Genomic DNA, 20,067 nt, shown 5'->3' on the forward strand with positions numbered 1-20,067 from the left:
CGCCCTATCCCTTTTTCTTGGCCGCTTTCTTGGCCGCTGGTTTCTTGGCTGCCGCCGCAGGCTTTTTGGCAGGTGCGGCGGCTTTGCGGAAGGGCTTTCTGCCGCCATTGCCGCCCTTGGCTTCCTTCTCGGCAATCAGCGCCACCGCGTCCTCGATCGTCACCGACTGCGGGTCCTTGCCCTTGGGCAGTGTCGCATTGACCTTGCCGAAATTGACATAAGGCCCGTATTTGCCATCGCGCACGACGATCTTGCCGCCGCCCGCCGGATGGTCGCCGAGCTCCTTCAGTGCCGCGGCGGTACCGCCATTGCGGCCGCCCGGGCCCTTCGCCTGCTTCTCGGCGATCACCGACACGGCGCGGTTGAGACCGATCGAGAACACGTCCTCGATGCTGTCGAGATTGGCGTAGGTGCCGTCATGCAGCACGAACGGGCCGTAGCGCCCCAGACCGGCCGAGATCATCTTGCCGGATTCCGGATGCTTGCCGACGTCGCGCGGCAGCGAAAGCAGAGCGAGGGCCTTTTCGTGGTCGATCGAATCGGCCGTCCAGCCCTTGGGCAGGCTGGAGCGCTTGGCTTCCTTGCCGTCGCCGCGCTGGATATAGGGGCCGAAGCGACCGCTGCGCAGCGTGATCTCCTCCGCCGTATAGGGGTCCTTGCCAAGCACCTTGGTGCCGTCCTCGCCATTGCCGTTTTCGCCATTGGGATTGGCGGCGTCGCCGAGCTGGCGGGTAAAGGAGCATTCGGGATAGTTCGAGCAGCCAACGAAGGCGCCGAACTTGCCGAGCTTCAGCGAGAGGTTGCCGGTGCCGCATTTCGGGCAGATGCGGGGGTTCGAACCGTCTTCGCGCGCGGGAAACACCAGCGGCGCCAGCTCCTCGTTCAAGGCATCGAGCACGTCGGTGACACGCAATTCCTTGATGTCGGCGACGGCGCCGGAAAAATCCTTCCAGAAATCGCGCAGCACATCCTTCCAGGCGAGCTTGCCGTCGGAAATCTCGTCGAGCTTTTCCTCGAGCGAGGCGGTGAAATCATATTCGACATAGCGCTCGAAGAAGCTTTCGAGGAAGGCCGACAACAGCCGGCCCTTGGCCTGCGGCAACAGCTTGCGCTTGTCGATGGTGACGTAGTCGCGGTCCTCGAGCGTCTTCAGGATCGCCGTGTAGGTCGACGGCCGGCCGATGCCGAGCTCTTCCAGCTTCTTGATCAGCGAGGCTTCCGAATAGCGCGGCGGCGGCTCGGTGGTGTGCTGGGTGGCGTTGATCGCCTCGCGGTCGAGCTGTTCGCCGGCACGGATCTCGGGCAGACGGCGGTTTTCCTCGTCTTCCGAATCCTCGTCCTTCTGATCGGTGTAGGCGGCGATGAAGCCGTCGAAGCGAACGACCGAACCGACGGCGCGAAGCTCCGCCGTGCGGGCGCCGTTGACCGCCTCGATCTCGGCCGTGGTGCGCTCGATCTCGGCCGGCTGCATCTGGCTGGCGATGGCGCGTTTCCACACCAACTCGTAAAGCCGTGCCTGGTCGGCATCGAGATATTGCCTGACCGAAGCGGGCGTGCGCATGAAATCGGTCGGGCGGATCGCTTCGTGCGCTTCCTGGGCGTTCTTGGCCTTGGTCGTGTAGTAGCGCGGTTTTTCAGGCAGGTATTTTGGGCCGAATTCCTTGGCGATCGCATCGCGCGCGGCAGTGATCGCCTCCGGCGCCATCTGCACGCCGTCGGTTCGCATATAGGTGATCAGGCCGGTGGTCTCGCCGCCGATGTCCATGCCTTCATAGAGCCGCTGCGCCACCTGCATGGTGCGGTTTGCCGAAAAGCCGAGGCGCGAGGAGGCGGCCTGCTGCAGTGTCGAGGTGGTGAAGGGCGGACCTGGGTTGCGCTTGGTCGGCTTGGCTTCGACCGACAGCGCCTTGAAGGTCGCGCCTTCGAGCATCGCCTTGATGTCGTCGGCCTGCGCCTTGTTGGAAATGTCGAGCTTTTGCAGTTTCTTGCGGTCGAAGGCGGTCAGCCGGGCCTCGAAATTTTCGTTGCGCGGCGTGCCGAGGATTGCTGCGATCTGCCAGTATTCCTCGCGGATGAAGCGCTCGATCTCCAATTCGCGGTCGCAGACGAGGCGCAATGCCACCGACTGGACGCGGCCAGCGGAGCGGGCGCCCGGCAGCTTGCGCCACAGAACGGGCGACAGCGTGAAGCCGACCAGATAGTCGAGCGCGCGGCGGGCGAGATAGGCATCGACCAGCGGCGCGTCGATCTGGCGCGGATTGGCCATCGCCTCCAGCACCGACGCCTTGGTGATGGCGTTGAAGACGACGCGGCTGACCGGCTTGTCCTTCAGCGCGCGCTTCTGCTTCAGCACTTCCAGAACATGCCAGGAAATGGCTTCGCCCTCGCGATCCGGGTCGGTGGCGAGGATCAGGCCGTCGGCATCCTTGACCGCCTTGGCGATGTCGGCGAGGCGCTTGCCCGAGGCGGTGTCGACAGCCCAGGACATGGCGAAATCCTCGTCCGGGCGCACGGAGCCGTCCTTGGGCGGCAGATCGCGGACATGGCCGAACGAGGCCAGAACCTTATAGTTCCTCCCAAGATACTTGTTGATTGTCTTTGCCTTGGCCGGCGATTCGACGACGACGACGTCCATGAGGTCTCATATCTGTTGTGATGCGGCAGAAGAATTCCGCTGCGCGCGACGAAATCTCGTACAATTGTCGCTCACATGGCCGCGCTTTTTCATCCGGTCAAGGGGAAGCGCCCAAAATGCGGTCCCGCATCGAGTGCGCAACCCAAGAGCGCGTCATGTGAAATCCGCAATCCTGGATAGGAGAAATGGCTGCCTGTCGTTGGACAACCGGCGATGAATCCGGGAGAAGCGGGACAAATTCCCTTAGGGATATAAGAGAAACATCGGTCGTGCGCCAGACCCAAGCCGACAGACCCAAGCCGAAGAGACGTCCGCATGTTGCGGCACGGGCGCGGCAAGTGGGCTGATACCCGCCAGCGCGGTTCAAGGATGTGACGCGCAAGAAGCTGGCCGCGGGTGCCTGGAGGAATGCCCGCGACCAGCCGATTTCCCGTCGACCAAAACGACCCTTGGTTCGAGGCTCAGTCGGCCTTGGCGACGTGCCAGACCTCACCGACACCGTCGCCGGTCATGTCGCCGGCCTTCTTGTCCTTGATGAAGGTATAGACCGGCTTGCCCTCATAGGCCCACATCTTGGTGCCGTCGGTGCGGTCGACGATCGTCCATTCGCCCTCCGCCTTGGCGTCGGCCTCGGCCTTTAGCGGCGGCCAGTTGGTGGCGCATTTGTCGTAGCAGTTCGTCTTGCCCGCCTCGTCCTTGTCGTAGGTGTAAAGCGTCATGCCGTTGGCATCGGTGTAGATCTTGGTGCCGCCGACATCCGCTTCCTTCCACGCCTCGGCGGCATGGGAGGCGGCAGTGCCGAGCAAAAGCATCGCCAGCCCAATCGTGATCGATTTCATGACATTCTCCCTGATACGATCCGAGAAGCGCGCGGAAAGTCGCGGCCTCATTGCATCAACGCGCCTGGCGTGCCGTTTCTTCCTCGATGCGGGGCGGCAACTTGCCACGCAATGGTGATTGGCGGACAAGCCCGTGCGCCGCTATATCGGCGCCGATACGGTTGGAGTTCGGGAATGGCAGTGGATATAGGCTATGTCAGCGCGGTCGGGGCGGGGGCGATCTCGTTCCTGTCGCCTTGCGTGCTGCCGCTGGTGCCGCCCTATCTCTGCTACATGGCCGGCGTGTCGGTCGAGGATTTTCGCGGCAATGCCGGCGTCATGGCCCGGGCCGAGGCGCGCAGCGCGCTGCTTTATGCCTCGATCGCCTTCGTTCTCGGCTTCTCGACCGTCTTCGTGGCTCTGGGCGCCGGCGCCTCGACTATCGGACGGCTGCTGCGCGTCTGGCAGGAGCCGCTGGCGATGGCCGCCGGCGTGCTCATCATCCTGATGGGCCTGAATTTCCTCGGCATACTGCGTATCCCCTTGCTGTCGCGCGAGGCGCGCTTCCAGTCGCAGGGCAAGCCGGCCAGCATCGTCGCCGCCTATGTCATGGGACTGGCCTTCGCCTTCGGCTGGACGCCCTGCATCGGACCGGTGCTGGGACCGATCCTGACGCTGGCCGGCGGCCGTGAGACGGTGGGCGAGGGCGCGGCTCTGCTCGCCGCCTATTCGCTCGGCCTCGGCATCCCGTTCCTGATCGCGGCGCTGTTTTCCGGCGCCTTCATGCGCTTTCTCTCGAAATTCCGCGTCCATCTCGGCCGCGTCGAAAAGGCGATGGGCGCGCTGCTGGTCGTCGCCGGCGTCTTTTTCCTGACGGGCGGCGTGCAGGCCGCATCCTATTGGCTGCTGGAGAACTTTCCGGTGCTGGGGCAGTTGGGTTAGGCTGACCTGATACGAGCCCATGCCGACAGATGGTTTGGCCGTCCAGCGTTCGCCCGATCGAGCGAAGGACCATGCTGCGCGTCGCCAATGTGCCGGCGCACCCGAGAGGGGAAGTCGGCGGTCCATCTTTCGATGGACATTGCCTGAACCCGCCGACCCCGCGTTGCCAGTGGCCTCGCGATTCGGAGCTTCGCCAAAGGAAGGCGTGCCGTCTAGCAACGCAAACGTGTATCCGCGCCCTTACGCGGCCATTACCGCCGCCGCGTCGCGATGTCCCCCACAGGGCCGCGAGATCGTCGAGGCACATGCGCGGCAGATCGGCCGCCGTCAGCCTTTCGCGCTTTCCCGCCGCGATCTCATGCAAGGCCATCCCACGACCTACTGATCAAAAGTCAGTTGCTCCACCGTCTCACCGGAATTTAACCGCATTGGTGCAGCATGGCGCCAATGCTAGACATGCCTTGATTCCCAACCCTTTTCATATGGTTGCCATTCCATGAGCCAGAGAACCTGCCTGTCCGTCATCCTCGCCGCCGGTGAAGGGACGCGCATGAAGAGCGCGTTGCCCAAAGTGCTGCATAAAATCGCCGGCCTGCCGATGGTCGCCCATGTCGTGAGGGCGGCAGAAGCGGCCGGGGCGGGCGATCAGGCGCTGGTGATCGGCCATGGGGCGGACGAGATGCGCAAGGCCACGCAGAAGTTCGCCCCGAAGGCGGAGATCTTCGTCCAGGACAAGCGGCTCGGCACGGCGCATGCCGTGCTGGCGGCTCGTGATGCGATATCAAAGGGTTACGACGACATCCTCGTGATGTTCGGCGACACGCCGCTGATCGATCCGGAGGTGCTGGTTGCCGCGCGCCTGAAGCGGGCCGAAGGCGCTGCGGTGGTCGTGGTCGGCTTCCGCACGTCAAATCCCTCCGGCTATGGCCGCCTGATCGAAAAGGGCGGCAAGCTCGTCGCCATCCGCGAGGAAAAGGACTGCACCGACGAGGAGAAGAAAATCACCTTCTGCAATGGCGGGCTGATGGCGGTTGCCGGCAAGCATGCGCTGAAGCTGCTCGATCAAGTCGGCAACAGCAACGCCAAGGGTGAATATTACCTCACCGACATCGTCGAGATCGCCGGCGGGCAGGGCCTCGATGTCGTCGCCACGGAAGCCGGCTTCGAGAATGTGCTCGGCATCAACAACCGCGCCGAACTCGCCGCGGCCGAAGGCATCTGGCAGACGCGCCGGCGGCGCGAGGCCATGCTCTCCGGCGTCACATTGATCGCACCGGAAACCGTGTTCTTTTCGCACGATACGGAGATCGGCGCGGATACGATCGTCGAACCCAATGTCTGGTTCGGGCCCGGCGTGAAGATCGCGACGGGCGCCAAGATCCATGCCTTCAGCCATATCGAAGGCGCGACGATCGCTTCCGATTGCGATGTCGGTCCGTTCGCGCGGCTGCGGCCGGGCGCCAACCTCAAGCAAAAGGCCAAGGTCGGCAATTTCTGCGAGGTCAAGCAGTCTGTCATCGAGGAGGGCGCCAAGGTCAACCACCTGACCTATATCGGCGATGCCCGCGTCGGCGCCGGCGCCAATATCGGCGCTGGCACCATCACCTGCAACTATGACGGCTACTCGAAGTTCTTCACCGATATCGGCGAGGGCGCCTTCGTCGGATCGAATTCCTCGCTGGTGGCGCCTGTTACGATCGGCAAGGGCGGCTATATCGCTTCGGGCAGTGTGATCACCGAAAGCGTGCCCGACGACGCGCTGGCCTTCGGCCGCGCCCGCCAGAGGACGCTGCCCGGCAAGGGCAAGGAATTGCGCGAGCGTTTTGCCTCGGCCGCGGCGGCGAAGAAGGCCACTAAATGATCAATGGTCGTTAGTCGGTTGCAGTTGCATCCTTGCTGAAAGCAGCGGTTACTTCGATCCTGCCGACAATTGCCTTGTTGAATTCAGGAAGATCTTCAGCTGGAATCCAGTATTCGAGATGAGCCTTGCTGCCAGCATGTTCGACCCGGTAACGGTCGAGAAAACCCTTCAGAACCTCAAACCGGGTGACGAATCCCGAGCCGCTAGCCGGTACGTTCCAGTCACGCGCGATCTGCACGGCATAGGCTTCGGATAGAACGGGGTAAAAAATAGGTTGCTCGGGAAGGCGCGGCGGAAACGCGCGCATGCCCGATTTCTCGATCAGTTTAAGCTCCTGTGGGCCAACAGGACGCCAAAGCGTCACCGTGTCGATTTGTTCAGTCATGATCGCATCATGCCTTTGACGGATTTCAGAACCGTTGAAACGGGGTAGCATGCGTTCACGGAGAAACCGAGCGATCGCGATAACCGGATTGCAAGAGCGCCCTGTCATGGTGCATCTGTGCAAGACCGTTCCGGCTGATACGGAACGAAACGCAATGTGATTTTCGCGGCAGCCCGGCCGTCCCTAAATGGCGCTGGGTTTCATGCCGGAATCGGGGGCAAACGTCTATGTGCGGCATTGTTGGAATTGTCGGTCACTCGCCGGTCGCGCCACTCATCGTCGATGCGCTGAAAAGGCTCGAATATCGCGGTTATGATTCGGCCGGCGTCGCCACGATCGAGCATGGCAAGCTTGCGCGCCGCCGCGCCGAGGGCAAGCTGGTCAATCTCGAGCGCCGGCTGAAGGACGAACCGCTCGACGGCATGGTCGGCATCGGCCACACGCGCTGGGCGACGCATGGCGTGCCCAACGAGACCAATGCGCATCCGCATTTTTCCGACGGCGTCGCCGTCGTCCATAACGGCATCATCGAGAATTTCGCCGAGTTGCGCGACGAACTGATGCGCGACGGCTACGCATTTTCGTCGCAGACCGACACCGAGGTCGTCGCGCATCTGGTGGCGCGCGAACTGGCCAAGGGTTTGAAGCCGGTCGAGGCCGCGCACCAGGCGCTGAAGCGGCTGGAAGGCGCCTTTGCGCTGGCCATCATGTTTAGGGGAGACGAGGATCTCATCGTCGGCGCGCGCAACGGCCCGCCGCTGGCCGTCGGCCATGGCGACGGCGAGATGTTCCTGGGCTCCGACGCCATCGCGCTTGCCCCCTTCACCAATTCGATCACCTATCTGGAGGACGGCGACTGGGCGGTGGTGCGCCGCAACGAGGTCGCCATCTTCGACATGGACGGCAACAAGGTCGACCGCAAGCGCCAGCAGTCGCTCAGCACCAGCTTCATGGTCGACAAGGGCAACCGGCGCCATTTCATGGAGAAGGAAATCCATGAACAGCCCGAAGTGATCTCACACACGCTGGCGCATTATGTGGATTTTGTCGGCGGCGTCTCGAAGCCGCTCGACCTGCCGTTCGATTTCGCCAAGATCGACCGGCTGGCGATTTCGGCCTGCGGCACCGCCTATCTGGCAGGCTTGATCAGCAAATACTGGTTCGAGCGCTATGCGCGGCTGCCGGTCGACATCGATGTCGCCTCGGAATTCCGCTACCGTGAAATGCCGCTGTCGAAGACCGACGCCGCCTTCTTCATCTCGCAATCGGGCGAGACCGCCGATACGCTGGCCTCGCTGCGCTATTGCCGCAAGGCCGGAATGAAGATCGGCGCGGTGGTCAACGTGCGTGAATCGACGATGGCGCGCGAATCCGACGTCGTCCTGCCGACGCTGGCCGGGCCGGAGATCGGCGTCGCCTCGACCAAGGCTTTCACCTGTCAATTGTCGGTGCTGGCCTCGCTTGCCGTGCGGGCGGGCGTGGCACGCGGAACGATCTCGCGCGAGCAAGAAACGACGCTGGTGCGCCAACTGTCGGAAGCGCCGCGCTATGCCAATCAGGTGCTGAAGCTCGACGAGCAGATCGAAAAGGTCGCCCGCGACCTCTCGCACTACAAGAACGTGCTCTATCTCGGCCGCGACACCAATTTCCCGCTGGCCATGGAAGGGGCGCTGAAGCTCAAGGAAATCTCCTATATTCATGCCGAGGGCTATGCCGCCGGCGAGCTGAAGCACGGGCCGATCGCGCTGATCGACGAGAACATGCCGGTGATCGTCATTGCCCCGCATGACCGCATCTTCGAGAAGACCGTCTCCAACATGCAGGAAGTGGCGGCGCGCGGCGGCAAGATCATCCTGATTACCGACAGCAAGGGTGCCGCGCATTCAAGCGTGGAGACGATGGAGACCATCGTGCTGCCGGACGTGCCGGAAATCATCTCGCCGATCATCTACGCGCTGCCGATCCAGATGCTGGCCTATTTCACCGCCGTGTTCATGGGCACCGACGTCGACCAGCCGCGCAACCTGGCGAAATCGGTGACGGTGGAGTAGCGGTCGCCGCGGCTGGACGCATTGTATCATTCCCGGATACGTCCTCCTTGCGTGCAGCCTTGGCTATTAGCGGAAACGCCCATCGCTTCGTCATCCTGGGGCGGAGCAAGGAGCGCAGCGACGCAGCGCAGACCCCAGGATCCATGCCGCGACTTCAGAGCTCTGCTGCGGTGCAAATTCTGCTCTGCTGCACTCTTCGGCTAAGGTTATGGCATGGATCCCAGGGTCTCCGCGACGGAGCTTCGCTCCTGCTTCGCCCAGGGATGACGAAGTTGGGGAGGCTTCGGCCAATCCCGGATGTTTATGATTGTCCGTCGAAACGAACGATGAGATCTTGGCTGCCAACAAGCCTTCAACGCGTCATATTCCTTGTGCAGCGCTACTGGCGGCGCTTGCCCTAACCCTTTGAGGACCTTGAACTATGCTCAAGTTCGCACGTCCAATTCACCCCGGAGAATTCCTGCGCGAGGAATATCTCCTCCCGCTTGGCATGAGTGCTGGTGCGCTGGCGAAGAAACTCAATCTTCCGCGCACTCGTATCGAACGTATTGCCAAGGAAGAGATCGGCCTGACTCCCGATTCCGCGCTTCGCCTCGCCAGGTTCTTCAACACCACGCCCGAGTTCTGGATGAATTTTCAGCAGACCTATGAGCTTGAGACCGAGGCAAGGAAACTCGCTTCTGAACTCGAGAAGATCGAGCCGCTCGAAGTCGCGGCATAGTTGATCATTTAAAAATTTCGCAGTTCCAAAGCGGATGGCGGTTCACTAATGTTGCGCCGCAACCAGTGCTGCGGTGAACCATGTCCGATGCTGCCAAGACCTCAGGCATGACCCGGCTGCGGAATTATTTCCTGACAGGCTTCGTCGTCTGCGCGCCGCTGGCGATCACCGCTTACATCGCCTGGTCATTCATCGGCTGGGTCGATTCCTGGGTGAAACCCTATATTCCGGCGCGCTACAACCCCGATAGCTATCTGCCGGCGCCGGTCCCGGGTTTTGGCCTGATCGTTGCCTTGATCCTGATTACCCTGATCGGTTTCCTGACCGCCAATATCGTCGGCCGCGCCATCGTCCTGTTCGGCGAGCGCCTGCTCGGCCGCATGCCGCTGGTGCGCGGCATATACGGCTCGCTGAAGCAGATCTTCGAAACCGTACTGTCGAACAAGGGCGACATGTTCCGCCAGGTCGGGCTGGTCGAATATCCGCGCAAGGGCGTCTGGTCGCTGGTTTTCGTCGCCAGCGAGAAGGAAACCGAGATCAACCAGAAGCTCGATCAGGAAGGCAATCCGCTGATCGCGGTGTTCATGCCGTGCACGCCCAACCCGACCACCGGCTTCCTGATGTATGTGCCGAAATCCGATGTCGTGCCGCTCGACATGACGATCGAGGACGGCGCCAAGCTGATCGTCTCGGCCGGGCTGGTGGCGCCGGAGGTCAAGACGCAGATGGTGACGTTGAACGGCAAGCCGATCGGCGGTCAGATCGGCAATCCATCGGTGGGTGCCGGCCCTCAGCCGGCGCGCAAGAGCCGCACCGCCTCGTCGCGGCCGAACAAGTAGAGCAGCATGCGAAGGGCGGCGCCGCGTTCGGATTGCAGTTCCGGATCGCGCGACAGGATCAGCCGCGCGTCGTCGCGGGCGGCTTCGAGCAGGTCGGCATGCGCCTCGATGCGCGCCACCTGGAAGCCCGGCGTGCCGGACTGGCGGGTGCCCAGCAGCTCGCCTTCGCCACGCAGCTTCAGATCCTCCTCGGCGATGCGGAACCCGTCCTCGGTCTCGCGCATCACCGACAGCCGGCGCGTTGCCGTCTCGCCGAGCGGATCCTTGTAGAGCAGCACGCAGGAGGACGGTTTTTCACCGCGCCCGACCCGGCCGCGCAACTGGTGCAACTGGGCGAGGCCGAAGCGCTCGGCGTGCTCGATGACCATGATGGTGGCGTCCGGAACATCGACGCCGACCTCGATGACCGTGGTGGCGATCAGGATGCGTGTCTCGCCCGCCTTGAAGGCGCGCATCGCTTCGTCCTTGTCGGCGCCCTTCATGCGGCCGTGCACCAGGCCGACCTGGTCGCCGAACAGCGGCTTCAGCGAAGCAAACCGGTCCTCTGCCGACATCAGCTTGATCTCTTCGGATTCCTCGACCAGCGGGCAGATCCAGTAGATCTTCTGGCCGTCGGCGACGGCATCGAGCATGCGGCCGACCAATTCGTCGAGCCGTTCGAGCGGCAAGGTGACGGTGCGGATCGGCTGCCGACCGGCCGGTTTTTCGGTCAGCTTCGACACGTCCATGTCGCCGAAAGCGGTCAGCACCAGCGTGCGCGGGATCGGTGTCGCCGTCATCACCAGCATGTCGGGCGCGTCGCCCTTGGCGGTGATGGCCAGCCGCTGATGGACGCCGAAGCGATGCTGTTCGTCGATGACGGCGAAGACGAGATCATGGAACGTCACCGTTTCCTGGAACAGGGCGTGGGTGCCGACGACGATGTCGATCCCGCCAGTGGCCAGACCGGCCAGCGTGTCGGTGCGCTCGCGCCCTTTTTCGCGGCCGGTGAGGATGGCGACGCGCAGGCCGGCCTGTTCCGCCAGTGGCGCAATCGTCGCAAGATGCTGGCGCGCCAGGATTTCGGTCGGCGCCATCAACGCCGCCTGGCCGCCGGCTTCGACGGCGCGGGCCATGGCGAGCAACGCCACCACCGTCTTGCCGGAACCGACATCACCCTGCAGCAGGCGCAGCATGCGTTCGGGATCGCCGAGATCGGCGTTGATTTCGGCAAGCGCCATTTCCTGCGAGGTGGTCAGCGAATAGGGAAGAGCTGAGCGCAGCTTTTCGACGATGCGGCCGTCGCCGACCAGCGGCCGGCCGGACAGGCGGCGAACCTTTGCCCGCACCAGCGCCAGCGAGACCTGGCCCGCCAGAAACTCGTCATAGGCAAGCCGCCGCCACGCCGCGCTGTCGACGGACACGTCGATCGGGTCGGCGGGATTGTGGATGCGGGCCAGCGCGTCGCCGAAAACCGGAAAGGTCCGGCGGCGCATAAACGCGTCGTCCTGCCATTCCGGCAGCACCGGCAAGCGAGCGAGCGCCTGGCCGACCGCCCGGCGCAGCACCTTTCCCGAGAGCCCGGCGGTCAGCGGATAGACCGGCTCTACCAGCGGCAGGTTTTCCGCTTCGCTGGCCAGCGCGATATGGTCGGGATGGACCATGGATGGCCGGCCGTTGAACCATTCCATGCGGCCCGAGACCACGACATGCTCGCCCTCGGGCATCGCCTTTTCGAGATAGGCGGCATGGGCATGGAAGAAGGTCAGCGCGATCTCGCCGGTGTCGTCATGGGCGTAGACCCGGTAGGGCACCGATCTATTGCCGCGCGGCGGCGGCTGGTGGCGGTCGATGCGCACATCGAGGGTGACGATCGCGCCTTCGGCCGAACCGGCGATACCCGGCCGGTTGCGGCGGTCGATCGCCGAGTTGGGCAGCACGAACAGGAGATCGCCGGCGCGCGCCGCGCGATCGCCGAGATCGGCCGGCACGACCTTTTCGATCAGCGTTCCGACCTTCGGCCCGACGCCGGCAAGCGAGGTGATCGGGACGAAGAGAGGATCGAGCAGGGAAGGTCTCATTCGCAAAAGACCATGCGACGCTGGCGCTCGCCCCCCTCTGGCCTGCCGGCCATCTCCCCCTCAAGGGGGGAGATTGGCAGCTTTGGCCTCGACGCCCATCTTGCAGCGGTGGAGATTGGCGAAACCAATTGCGACAGCAAATCTCCCCCCTTGAGGGGGAGATGTCCGGCAGGACAGAGGGGGGTGCCTGGGCTGATGTCGTCAGGAGCGTTCGTCACACCGGGATGTTAGACCCCAACGGAGCCGTTGCAAGGCTGACACCGCTCTCTATCCACGCTATATGCGCCGCTTCAGGCAAGGAAGCGGCATGATGACGGGAACGAGACGATCAAGCGAGGGGCTCGACGCCCGCCGCCGCAAGCTTCTGTTCCGGTCCTGGCATCGCGGCATGCGCGAAATGGACCTCATTCTCGGCAGTTTCGCCGATGCGGAGATCGGCGCCTTGACCGGCGACGAACTCGACCAATATGAGAGGCTCCTCGACATTCCCGATACCGAATTCCTGGCCGTGCTCACCGGCGAACGCCCGGTTCCGGCTGATATCGACTGTGCCGTCCTGCAAAAGATCCTGGCGTCGCGCCAGGCGATGACATTCTGAAGAACGTTAATCCATGAGCCTCATTCCCACCATCGGCCTGCCGAAAGGCCGCGCCGGCCAGTTCATCGTCGACGGCGTCGCCGACGGTTACGAAGCCTTCGCGCTGGTGCAGGCCGCGCACGAGATCGCGCCCGACAAGCCGGTGCTGTTCGTGGCGCGCGACGGCCAGCGCCTGCCTTCGATCGTCGAGGCGCTTTCATTCGCCGCACCTGGCCTGCCGGTGCTCGAACTGCCGGCCTGGGATTGTCTGCCTTACGACCGCGTTTCGCCCGGCTCGGATGCCGCCGCAAGGCGGCTCGACGCGCTCACCGCGATGATCGCGCTGGCGAAGAATCCGCACCGCGCCGTTATCCTCACCACTGCCAATGCGCTGCTGCAGCGCATTCCGCCGGCAAGCCTCGTCGAGGCGCAGACATTTCACGCCAAACCCGGCAACCAGATCGACATGAATGCGCTGGTGTCGCGGCTGGAGATATCAGGTTTCGAACGCGTGCCGACCGTGCGCGGCGTTGGCGAGTTCGCGGTGCGCGGCGGCATTCTGGATCTGTTCGCACCGGGCTGGACGGAAGCGCTCCGGCTCGATTTCTTCGGCGACACGCTGGAATCGATCCGCGTTTTCGACGCCGCCACGCAGCGCACCACCGGCCAGCGCAAATCGATGGCGCTGCAGGCGATGAGCGAGGTGGCGCTGACGCCGGAGACCATCAGCCGCTTCCGCCGCGCCTATATCGAGGCGTTTGGCGCGCCCTCGCGCGACGACGGGCTCTATGCGGCGGTCAGTGAGGGGCGGCGCTTTGCCGGCATGGAGCACTGGCTGCCGTTCTTCTACGAGCGGCTGGAGACGGTGTTCGATTATCTGCCTGATACACCTGTCGTGTTCGACCATCTGGCCCATGAGGCGCTGGCGGAGCGCCATACGCTGATCCTCGATCATTACGAGGCGCGCAGGAAACAGGCCGACGGCGCGCTGAAGGACGCCGTGCCGTACAAGCCGGTGGCGCCGGACCTGCTCTATCTGTCGCCCGAAAATCTTGTCGCTTCGCTGGGTCCACGCGAAGCGATCGACTTCACCGCCTTCGACGCGCCGGACGTCGGAGCCAAAAAGGTCTACCATGCCGGCTCGCGGCATGGCCGCAGCTTCGTCGAGGAGCGCGCCGCCCCCAACACCAACGTCTTCGACGTCGTCGTAAAACACATCGCCGATGAGCGCGCCGCCCGCCGCCGCGTCGTCATCGCCGGCTGGACCGAAGGCTCGCTCGACCGGCTCGGCCAGATCCTGGCCGAGCATCATCTTGGCAATCTCAAACCCGTTGCAACGCTGGCCGAGGCGGAAAGGCTGGAGCCGGGGGAGGCGGCGCTCGCCGTGCTGCCGCTCGAATCCGGCTTCGAGACCGAAAAACTGGTGGTCGTCGCCGAGCAGGACATTCTGGGCGACCGGCTGATCCGTCGCTCAAAGCGCAAGAAGCGCGCTTCCGACTTCATCGCCGAGGCCTCGGCATTGTCCTCCGGCGACATCGTCGTCCACACAGACCATGGCATTGGCCGCTTCATCGGGCTGCGCACCATCGAGGCGGTCGGTGCGCCGCATGACTGCCTCGAAATCCATTATGCCGGCGACGACCGGCTGTTCCTGCCGGTGGAGAACATCGAGCTGCTGTCGCGCTATGGTTCGGATTCGGCGGAAGCGACACTGGACAAGCTTGGCGGCGGCGCCTGGCAATCGCGCAAGGCGCGGTTGAAGCGGCGGCTGCTCGACATGGCCGGGCAGTTGATCCGCATCGCCGCCGAGCGTCAGATGCGCGCCGCCCCCGCGCTGGTGCCGGCGGACGGCCTCTATGGCGAGTTCGCCGCGCGCTTTCCCTATGAGGAAACCGACGACCAGCAGACAGCGATCGATTCGGTCACGGACGATCTCGGCGCCGGCAAGCCGATGGACCGCCTGATCTGCGGCGATGTCGGCTTCGGCAAGACGGAAGTGGCGCTTCGCGCCGCCTTCATCGCGGCGATGGAAGGATTCCAGGTCGCGGTCGTGGTGCCGACGACGCTGTTGTCGCGGCAGCATTTCAAGACCTTTTCGCAGCGCTTTTCCGGTCTGCCGATCCGCGTCGCCCAGGCCTCGCGGCTGGTCGGCGCCAAGGAATTGGCCGAGACCAAGAAAGGCATCGCCGAAGGCACGGTCGATATCGTCGTCGGCACCCATGCGCTGCTCGGCGCCTCGATCTCGTTCAAGAATCTCGGCCTCCTGATCATCGACGAGGAGCAGCACTTTGGCGTCAAGCACAAGGAGCGGCTGAAGGATCTGAAGACCGATGTCCATGTGCTGACGCTGTCGGCGACGCCGATCCCGCGCACGCTGCAGCTGGCTTTGACCGGCGTGCGCGAACTGTCGCTGATCGCCACGCCGCCGGTCGACCGCATGGCGGTGCGCACCTTCATCTCGCCGTTCGACCCGCTGGTCATCCGCGAGACCCTGCTGCGCGAGCGTTACCGTGGCGGACATTCCTTCTACGTCGTGCCACGCATCAGCGATCTCTCGGAAATCCGTGATTTCCTTCATGAATCGGTGCCTGAGCTGAAAGTGGCGGTTGCCCACGGCCAGATGCCGCCCAGCGAGCTCGACAACATTATGAATGCCTTCTACGACGGCCAGTACGATGTGCTGCTGTCGACCACCATCGTCGAATCCGGCCTCGATATCCCGACCGCCAACACGCTGATCGTGCATCGCGCCGACATGTTCGGCCTGTCGCAGCTCTACCAGCTGCGCGGCCGCGTCGGCCGCTCGAAGGTGCGCGCCTATGCGCTGTTCACGCTGCCGGCCAACCGCAAGCTGACCGACACCGCCGAGCGCCGGCTGAAGGTGCTGCAGTCGCTCGACACGCTGGGCGCGGGCTTCCAGCTTGCCAGCCACGATCTCGACATCCGCGGCGCCGGCAATCTTCTCGGCGAAGAGCAGTCCGGCCACATCAAGGAGGTCGGCTTCGAACTCTACCAGCAGATGCTGGAGGAAGCGGTGGCCGAGGTGAAGGATTCCGGCGAGGTGCAGGACGGCGGCTGGTCGCCGCAGATCGCCGTCGGCACAGCGGTGATGATCCCGGAAAGCTATGTTCCGGATTTGCAGCTGCGGCTGGCGCTCTACCGGCGCCTTGGCGACCTCGAAAACACCGAGGAGATCGATGCCTTCGGCGCCGAACTGATCGACCGGTTCGGACCGCTGCCGGAGGAAGTGAAGCATCTGTTGAAGATCGTCTTCATCAAGGCGCTCTGCCGCAAGGCCAATGTCGAAAAACTCGATGCCGGGCCAAAGGGCGTCGTCATCCATTTCCGCAAACGCGAGTTTTCCAATCCTGTCGGGCTGGTCACGTTCATCGGCGAACAGGGCTCGCTGGCCAAGATCCGGCCCGATCACAGCGTCGTCTTCATCCGCGACTGGCCGAACGCCGAAAAGCGGCTGGCGGGTTCCGCGGTCGTCATGACGCAGCTGGCAAGGCTGGCGGAGAAGGCGGCTTAGCGCGGCCTCGGCCTGAGCCTTTCGCTACAAACATTTGCGACGCTCTTCACCGCGCCGCGCCATTCGCCACACGTCCAATTCCGGTCTAGAATAGGAAATCGGCTTCGTGTATGGAGCCGCGATCCCCATATGGGATATGGGGCGAAATGGCGGGCGATGGCGCCGGCTGCATTTGTTTGACGCAATTCCGGACGGAAAACCGTTTCACACTTTTCCTGGAATTGCTCGGAAAGAGCGTTGGGTGCAACGATGACGAAATGGTCGCCGAATTCGTGGAGGGCAAAGCCGATCCAGCAGGTTCCTGCCTATCCGGATCTTGCCGCGCTGAAGAACACGGAAGCCCAACTCGCCACCTTTCCGCCGCTGGTTTTTGCAGGTGAGGCACGCAAGCTGAAGAAGCAGCTTGCGGCTGTCGCTGCCGGTGACGCATTTCTTCTTCAGGGCGGCGATTGCGCCGAGAGCTTTGCCGAGCATGGCGCGGACAACATCCGCGACTTCTTCCGCGTCTTCCTGCAGATGTCGGTGGTGCTGACCTTCGCCGGCGCACAGCCGGTGGTCAAGGTCGGCCGCGTCGCCGGCCAGTTCGCCAAGCCGCGCTCGTCCGACAGCGAGACCAAGGGCGGGGTGACGCTGCCCAGCTATCGCGGCGACATCATCAACGGCATCGAGTTCGACGCCAAGTCGCGCATTCCCGACCCTGCACGCCAGGAGATGGCGTACCGCCAGTCGGCGGCGACGCTCAACCTGTTGCGCGCCTTCGCGCAGGGCGGCTACGCCAGCCTGGAGAACGTGCATCAATGGATGCTCGGCTTCGTGTCCGACAGTCCGCAGGGCGAGAAATACGGTGAGCTCGCCAACCGCATCACCGAGACGATGGACTTCATGAAGGCCGTCGGCATCACCTCGGAGACCAATTACGCGCTGCGCGAGACCGACTTCTACACCAGCCACGAAGCTCTGCTGCTCGGCTACGAGGAGGCGCTGACCCGCGTCGATTCGACCTCGGGCGACTGGTACGCCACATCAGGCCACATGATCTGGATCGGCGACCGCACCCGCCAGCCCGACCATGCCCATGTCGAATACTGCCGCGGCATCAAGAACCCGCTCGGCCTGAAATGCGGCCCGTCGCTGACGCCGGACGGCCTGTTGCAGCTCATCGACCTGCTCAACCCGGAGAACGAGCCCGGCCGGCTGACGCTGATCGCGCGCTTCGGCTCCGACAAGGTCGCCGACCATCTGCCGAAGCTGGTGCGCGCGGTGAAGAAGGAAGGCCGCAGCGTGGTGTGGTCGTCGGATCCGATGCATGGCAACACCATCGAGGCCGCCGGCTACAAGACGCGGCCGTTCGACCGCATCTTGAAGGAAGTGCAGACCTTCTTCGAGGTGCATCGCGCCGAAGGCACGCATCCGGGCGGCATCCATGTCGAGATGACCGGCAAGAACGTCACCGAATGCACCGGTGGCGCCCGCGCCATCACCGCCGAGGAGCTGCAGGACCGCTACCACACCCATTGCGACCCGCGCCTCAATGCCGACCAGGCGATCGAACTGGCGTTCCTGGTCTCGGACCTGCTCAAGAAGAGCCACCCGGTCCTCCACAAGCAGGCCGTCAACGGCTGATTTCAGTCGCCATCGATCAAAGAAGCGCCGGAGAAATTCCCAGCGCCTAGATGGAAACGTCAACTGCCTCCAAGTGAGGAACCCGGACCACTGGACTGCTGATCACCGTCGGTTGTCTCCGGGTTACCTACCTTGGCGCTTGCCATATTCTTGAGAGCTCGGATCACTCTATGCCGTGGTTCCATGCGCTCATGAAGCACTCGAACGACAATGACGCCGATCGTATCATCCGAAAGGCGGCCCTTCATATAATAAAGGCAATGCGCAGCACCTCCGCGCCTTCTCGCAGCGATCTCCAGGTGCAGCAGTCGAACACCCGCGGCGAGTTCGGCGCGCTCGACGGAACCTGGTCGATCCGGATCTTCCGAGACCAACTGGATACCAAGTTCGATGATGCGGGCGTAGACCCGGACTTGCTGCGGGCCGAACATCTGCATCGTATTTCGTAAGATGTCCCTGATATCGCGTTCCGCGGGTTCGGTAAGCTCGTGTCTCATCTCCCGGGCTGTTCGAGCATCACCTCATCGAGAATGTCAGTGACGCTTTTCTTCGAGAAGCGTCCTGCATTGGCGGCTTCCACCCCGATGCTGATTTCGCGCCGAAGGATGGCGAGTTTCTCCGCCTGCTGGGCCTTTTCGTGTCGCAGCAAGCGCAGCGCTTCTCTGACCACTTCGCTCGAGGAACCGTATCCGCCTTGAGAGACTTCATGCTCCACGAATTCGACCATATCGCTTGGAAGGCTTACGTTCATCGTTGCCATGTCGCTTCCTCTGCCTCTGAGCTTCGCCCGATAAATGAGTGTTTGGCAAATTTTGTCAATTGCAGTGAGCTCTGAATCGGGGGCGATGATGCCTCAAACTGAGGCGCCTTCGGATTCGTAAGCAAGTGGGGAGGTCCTCAAACGCCGTACCCCGCGAAGTTCCGCATTGAATTCCACGCAGCTCGCGATAACTGATTGCAAAATGCAATTGGTTATGCATCTTTGTGCGAGGATAGAACGGAGGCACCGATGGCCAGGATCGTCTATGCCATGCTGACGTCTTTGGACGGCTATATCGCCGGGCCGGACGGAGACATTGCCTTGCCGGTACCCGAAGAGGAGCTCCACCGGCATTTCAACGACATGATGAGACAGACCTCGATCGCGCTCTGCGGGCGCCGGATCTACGAGGCGATGCGCTTCTGGGACAGCCCGGACCGGGAGACCAGCGCCTCGGAGGTCGAGCGGGATTTTGCCCACGCCTGGCGAGACACGCCGAAAATCGTGTTTTCGACGACGCTTCGGGAAGTCGGACCCAATGCCCGGCTGGTGCAAGGCGATGTCGAGAATGTGGTGAGGTCTCTCAAGTCGGAAGCGGATGGCCAGATCACCGTCGCCGGCGCCGATCTTGCAGCACATCTCGCGCGATCCGGTCTCATCGACGAGTACCGGCTCTACATGCACCCGGTCGTGCTGGGCGGCGGCAAACCGTACTTCCAGTCCGGCCTGTCACTGAGGTTGAGGCCGCTGGGCACGGAAAGCCTTACCCAGGGCGTGACGCTGCTGCGCTACGCACCCGCCGGTTGAGTCATGGGCCGTCGCCGTTTTGGCGAGTGGTGGCAATCCGACAGTTGGTACCCCGAGATGGAATGCCGGTTCCGATCCCGAGCGGAAGTTCGCTCGCCCTCGGTCGAACTCACGCCCATGACCCGAAGCCGTTATCCGCCACACAAAGGTGTGTGCGGATCTGCCGGCGCCGTTCGGGGCAAGATACGGCGTGCAAGTCTGGCTTTTCTTGATGTGCGACAGCTTGGTGGTTAGCGGGATTGGCGTGAAATCTCAGCAAAACGCTGCAAGCAATTCCTTTATTGTCGCCGACTCCAGTGTCAAAGTGCGTAGCTTGCGGGAGGTCCTCATGAGAAGTCTTCAATCGACATTGAAACGGATACAAATCGTGGCCCTTAATCGGGCACATGCTGCGACGCTGAGAGGATTGGGCAAGGTTCGTGAACACAGGCATTGCCCCTTGTGTGGGTGGACGGG

The 20,067-nt window shown here is 63.2% G+C and carries 15 protein-coding genes; 10 read left to right on the forward strand and 5 right to left on the reverse strand.

What is annotated here, in order from left to right; genetic code table 11:
- Positions 1-4 precede the first annotated feature (4 nt).
- Positions 5-2,635 carry a type I DNA topoisomerase gene (topA, locus tag EJ066_RS22315; protein ID WP_126041726.1) on the reverse strand — a complete coding sequence of 877 codons (2,631 nt, stop codon included), beginning with the start codon at positions 2,633-2,635 and terminating at the stop codon, positions 5-7.
- A gap of 461 nt (positions 2,636-3,096) precedes the next feature.
- A complete protein-coding gene (locus EJ066_RS22320) occupies positions 3,097-3,474 on the reverse strand; it encodes a hypothetical protein (protein ID WP_126041728.1) in 378 nt (125 codons plus the stop codon).
- Between the two features lie 174 nt (positions 3,475-3,648).
- On the opposite strand from EJ066_RS22320, the gene EJ066_RS22325 reads away from it, so the two are divergent.
- Both EJ066_RS22325 and glmU read left to right on the forward strand, forming a co-directional pair.
- Positions 3,649-4,395 (forward strand): cytochrome c biogenesis CcdA family protein, encoded by a 747-nt coding sequence (locus tag EJ066_RS22325; RefSeq protein WP_126041731.1) that lies wholly within the window; start codon positions 3,649-3,651, stop codon positions 4,393-4,395.
- A 496-nt stretch (positions 4,396-4,891) separates the two neighbouring features.
- Positions 4,892-6,256 (forward strand): bifunctional UDP-N-acetylglucosamine diphosphorylase/glucosamine-1-phosphate N-acetyltransferase GlmU, encoded by a 1,365-nt coding sequence (gene glmU / locus EJ066_RS22330; RefSeq protein WP_126041732.1) that lies wholly within the window; start codon positions 4,892-4,894, stop codon positions 6,254-6,256.
- A 10-nt stretch (positions 6,257-6,266) separates the two neighbouring features.
- Here the strand turns inward: glmU and EJ066_RS22335 are convergent, their stop codons facing one another.
- Complete coding sequence (locus tag EJ066_RS22335) at positions 6,267-6,641, reverse strand: ADP-ribosylation/crystallin J1 (RefSeq protein WP_126041734.1); 375 nt, start codon at positions 6,639-6,641, stop codon at positions 6,267-6,269.
- Positions 6,642-6,868: 227 nt separating this feature from the next.
- On the opposite strand from EJ066_RS22335, the gene glmS reads away from it, so the two are divergent.
- The 3 genes from glmS to EJ066_RS22355 all read left to right on the forward strand — a co-directional run bounded on the left by glmS (position 6,869) and on the right by EJ066_RS22355 (position 10,252).
- Positions 6,869-8,692: a glutamine--fructose-6-phosphate transaminase (isomerizing) gene (glmS, locus tag EJ066_RS22340; RefSeq protein ID WP_126041737.1), complete on the forward strand. Its 1,824-nt coding sequence runs from the start codon at positions 6,869-6,871 to the stop codon at positions 8,690-8,692.
- Between the two features lie 421 nt (positions 8,693-9,113).
- Positions 9,114-9,413 carry a HigA family addiction module antitoxin gene (locus tag EJ066_RS22350; RefSeq protein ID WP_126041741.1) on the forward strand — a complete coding sequence of 100 codons (300 nt, stop codon included), beginning with the start codon at positions 9,114-9,116 and terminating at the stop codon, positions 9,411-9,413.
- Between the two features lie 80 nt (positions 9,414-9,493).
- Positions 9,494-10,252, forward strand: a complete 759-nt coding sequence (locus tag EJ066_RS22355) for a DUF502 domain-containing protein (protein ID WP_126041744.1) — start codon at positions 9,494-9,496, stop codon at positions 10,250-10,252.
- Here the strand turns inward: EJ066_RS22355 and recG are convergent.
- Entirely contained in the window at positions 10,204-12,312 is a 2,109-nt protein-coding gene (gene recG, locus EJ066_RS22360) for an ATP-dependent DNA helicase RecG (RefSeq protein ID WP_126041746.1), read from the reverse strand. The genes EJ066_RS22355 and recG overlap by 49 nt on opposite strands.
- A gap of 310 nt (positions 12,313-12,622) precedes the next feature.
- On the opposite strand from recG, the gene EJ066_RS22370 reads away from it, so the two are divergent.
- The 4 genes from EJ066_RS22370 to EJ066_RS32170 all read left to right on the forward strand — a co-directional run bounded on the left by EJ066_RS22370 (position 12,623) and on the right by EJ066_RS32170 (position 18,493).
- Positions 12,623-12,910 (forward strand): succinate dehydrogenase assembly factor 2, encoded by a 288-nt coding sequence (locus tag EJ066_RS22370; protein ID WP_126044008.1) that lies wholly within the window; start codon positions 12,623-12,625, stop codon positions 12,908-12,910.
- Positions 12,911-12,923: 13 nt separating this feature from the next.
- On the forward strand, positions 12,924-16,421 hold the full coding sequence (gene mfd / locus EJ066_RS22375) for a transcription-repair coupling factor (protein WP_126041749.1): 3,498 nt from the start codon (positions 12,924-12,926) through the stop codon (positions 16,419-16,421).
- A 249-nt stretch (positions 16,422-16,670) separates the two neighbouring features.
- The gene (locus EJ066_RS22380; RefSeq protein ID WP_126041751.1) at positions 16,671-18,044 is read left to right on the forward strand and encodes a 3-deoxy-7-phosphoheptulonate synthase class II; all 1,374 of its coding nucleotides are present in this window, start codon (positions 16,671-16,673) and stop codon (positions 18,042-18,044) included.
- 170 nt (positions 18,045-18,214) lie between these two features.
- Positions 18,215-18,493 (forward strand): hypothetical protein, encoded by a 279-nt coding sequence (locus EJ066_RS32170; protein ID WP_245454960.1) that lies wholly within the window; start codon positions 18,215-18,217, stop codon positions 18,491-18,493.
- 44 nt (positions 18,494-18,537) lie between these two features.
- On the opposite strand, the gene EJ066_RS22390 is transcribed toward EJ066_RS32170, so the two are convergent.
- On the reverse strand, positions 18,538-18,804 hold the full coding sequence (locus EJ066_RS22390) for a type II toxin-antitoxin system ParD family antitoxin (protein ID WP_126041755.1): 267 nt from the start codon (positions 18,802-18,804) through the stop codon (positions 18,538-18,540).
- A gap of 249 nt (positions 18,805-19,053) precedes the next feature.
- On the opposite strand from EJ066_RS22390, the gene EJ066_RS22395 reads away from it, so the two are divergent.
- Positions 19,054-19,611: a dihydrofolate reductase family protein gene (locus EJ066_RS22395; RefSeq protein WP_126041757.1), complete on the forward strand. Its 558-nt coding sequence runs from the start codon at positions 19,054-19,056 to the stop codon at positions 19,609-19,611.
- Positions 19,612-20,067: the final 456 nt, after the last annotated feature.

The sequence above is a fragment of the Mesorhizobium sp. M9A.F.Ca.ET.002.03.1.2 genome (assembly GCF_003952365.1).
GTDB lineage: Bacteria > Pseudomonadota > Alphaproteobacteria > Rhizobiales > Rhizobiaceae > Mesorhizobium.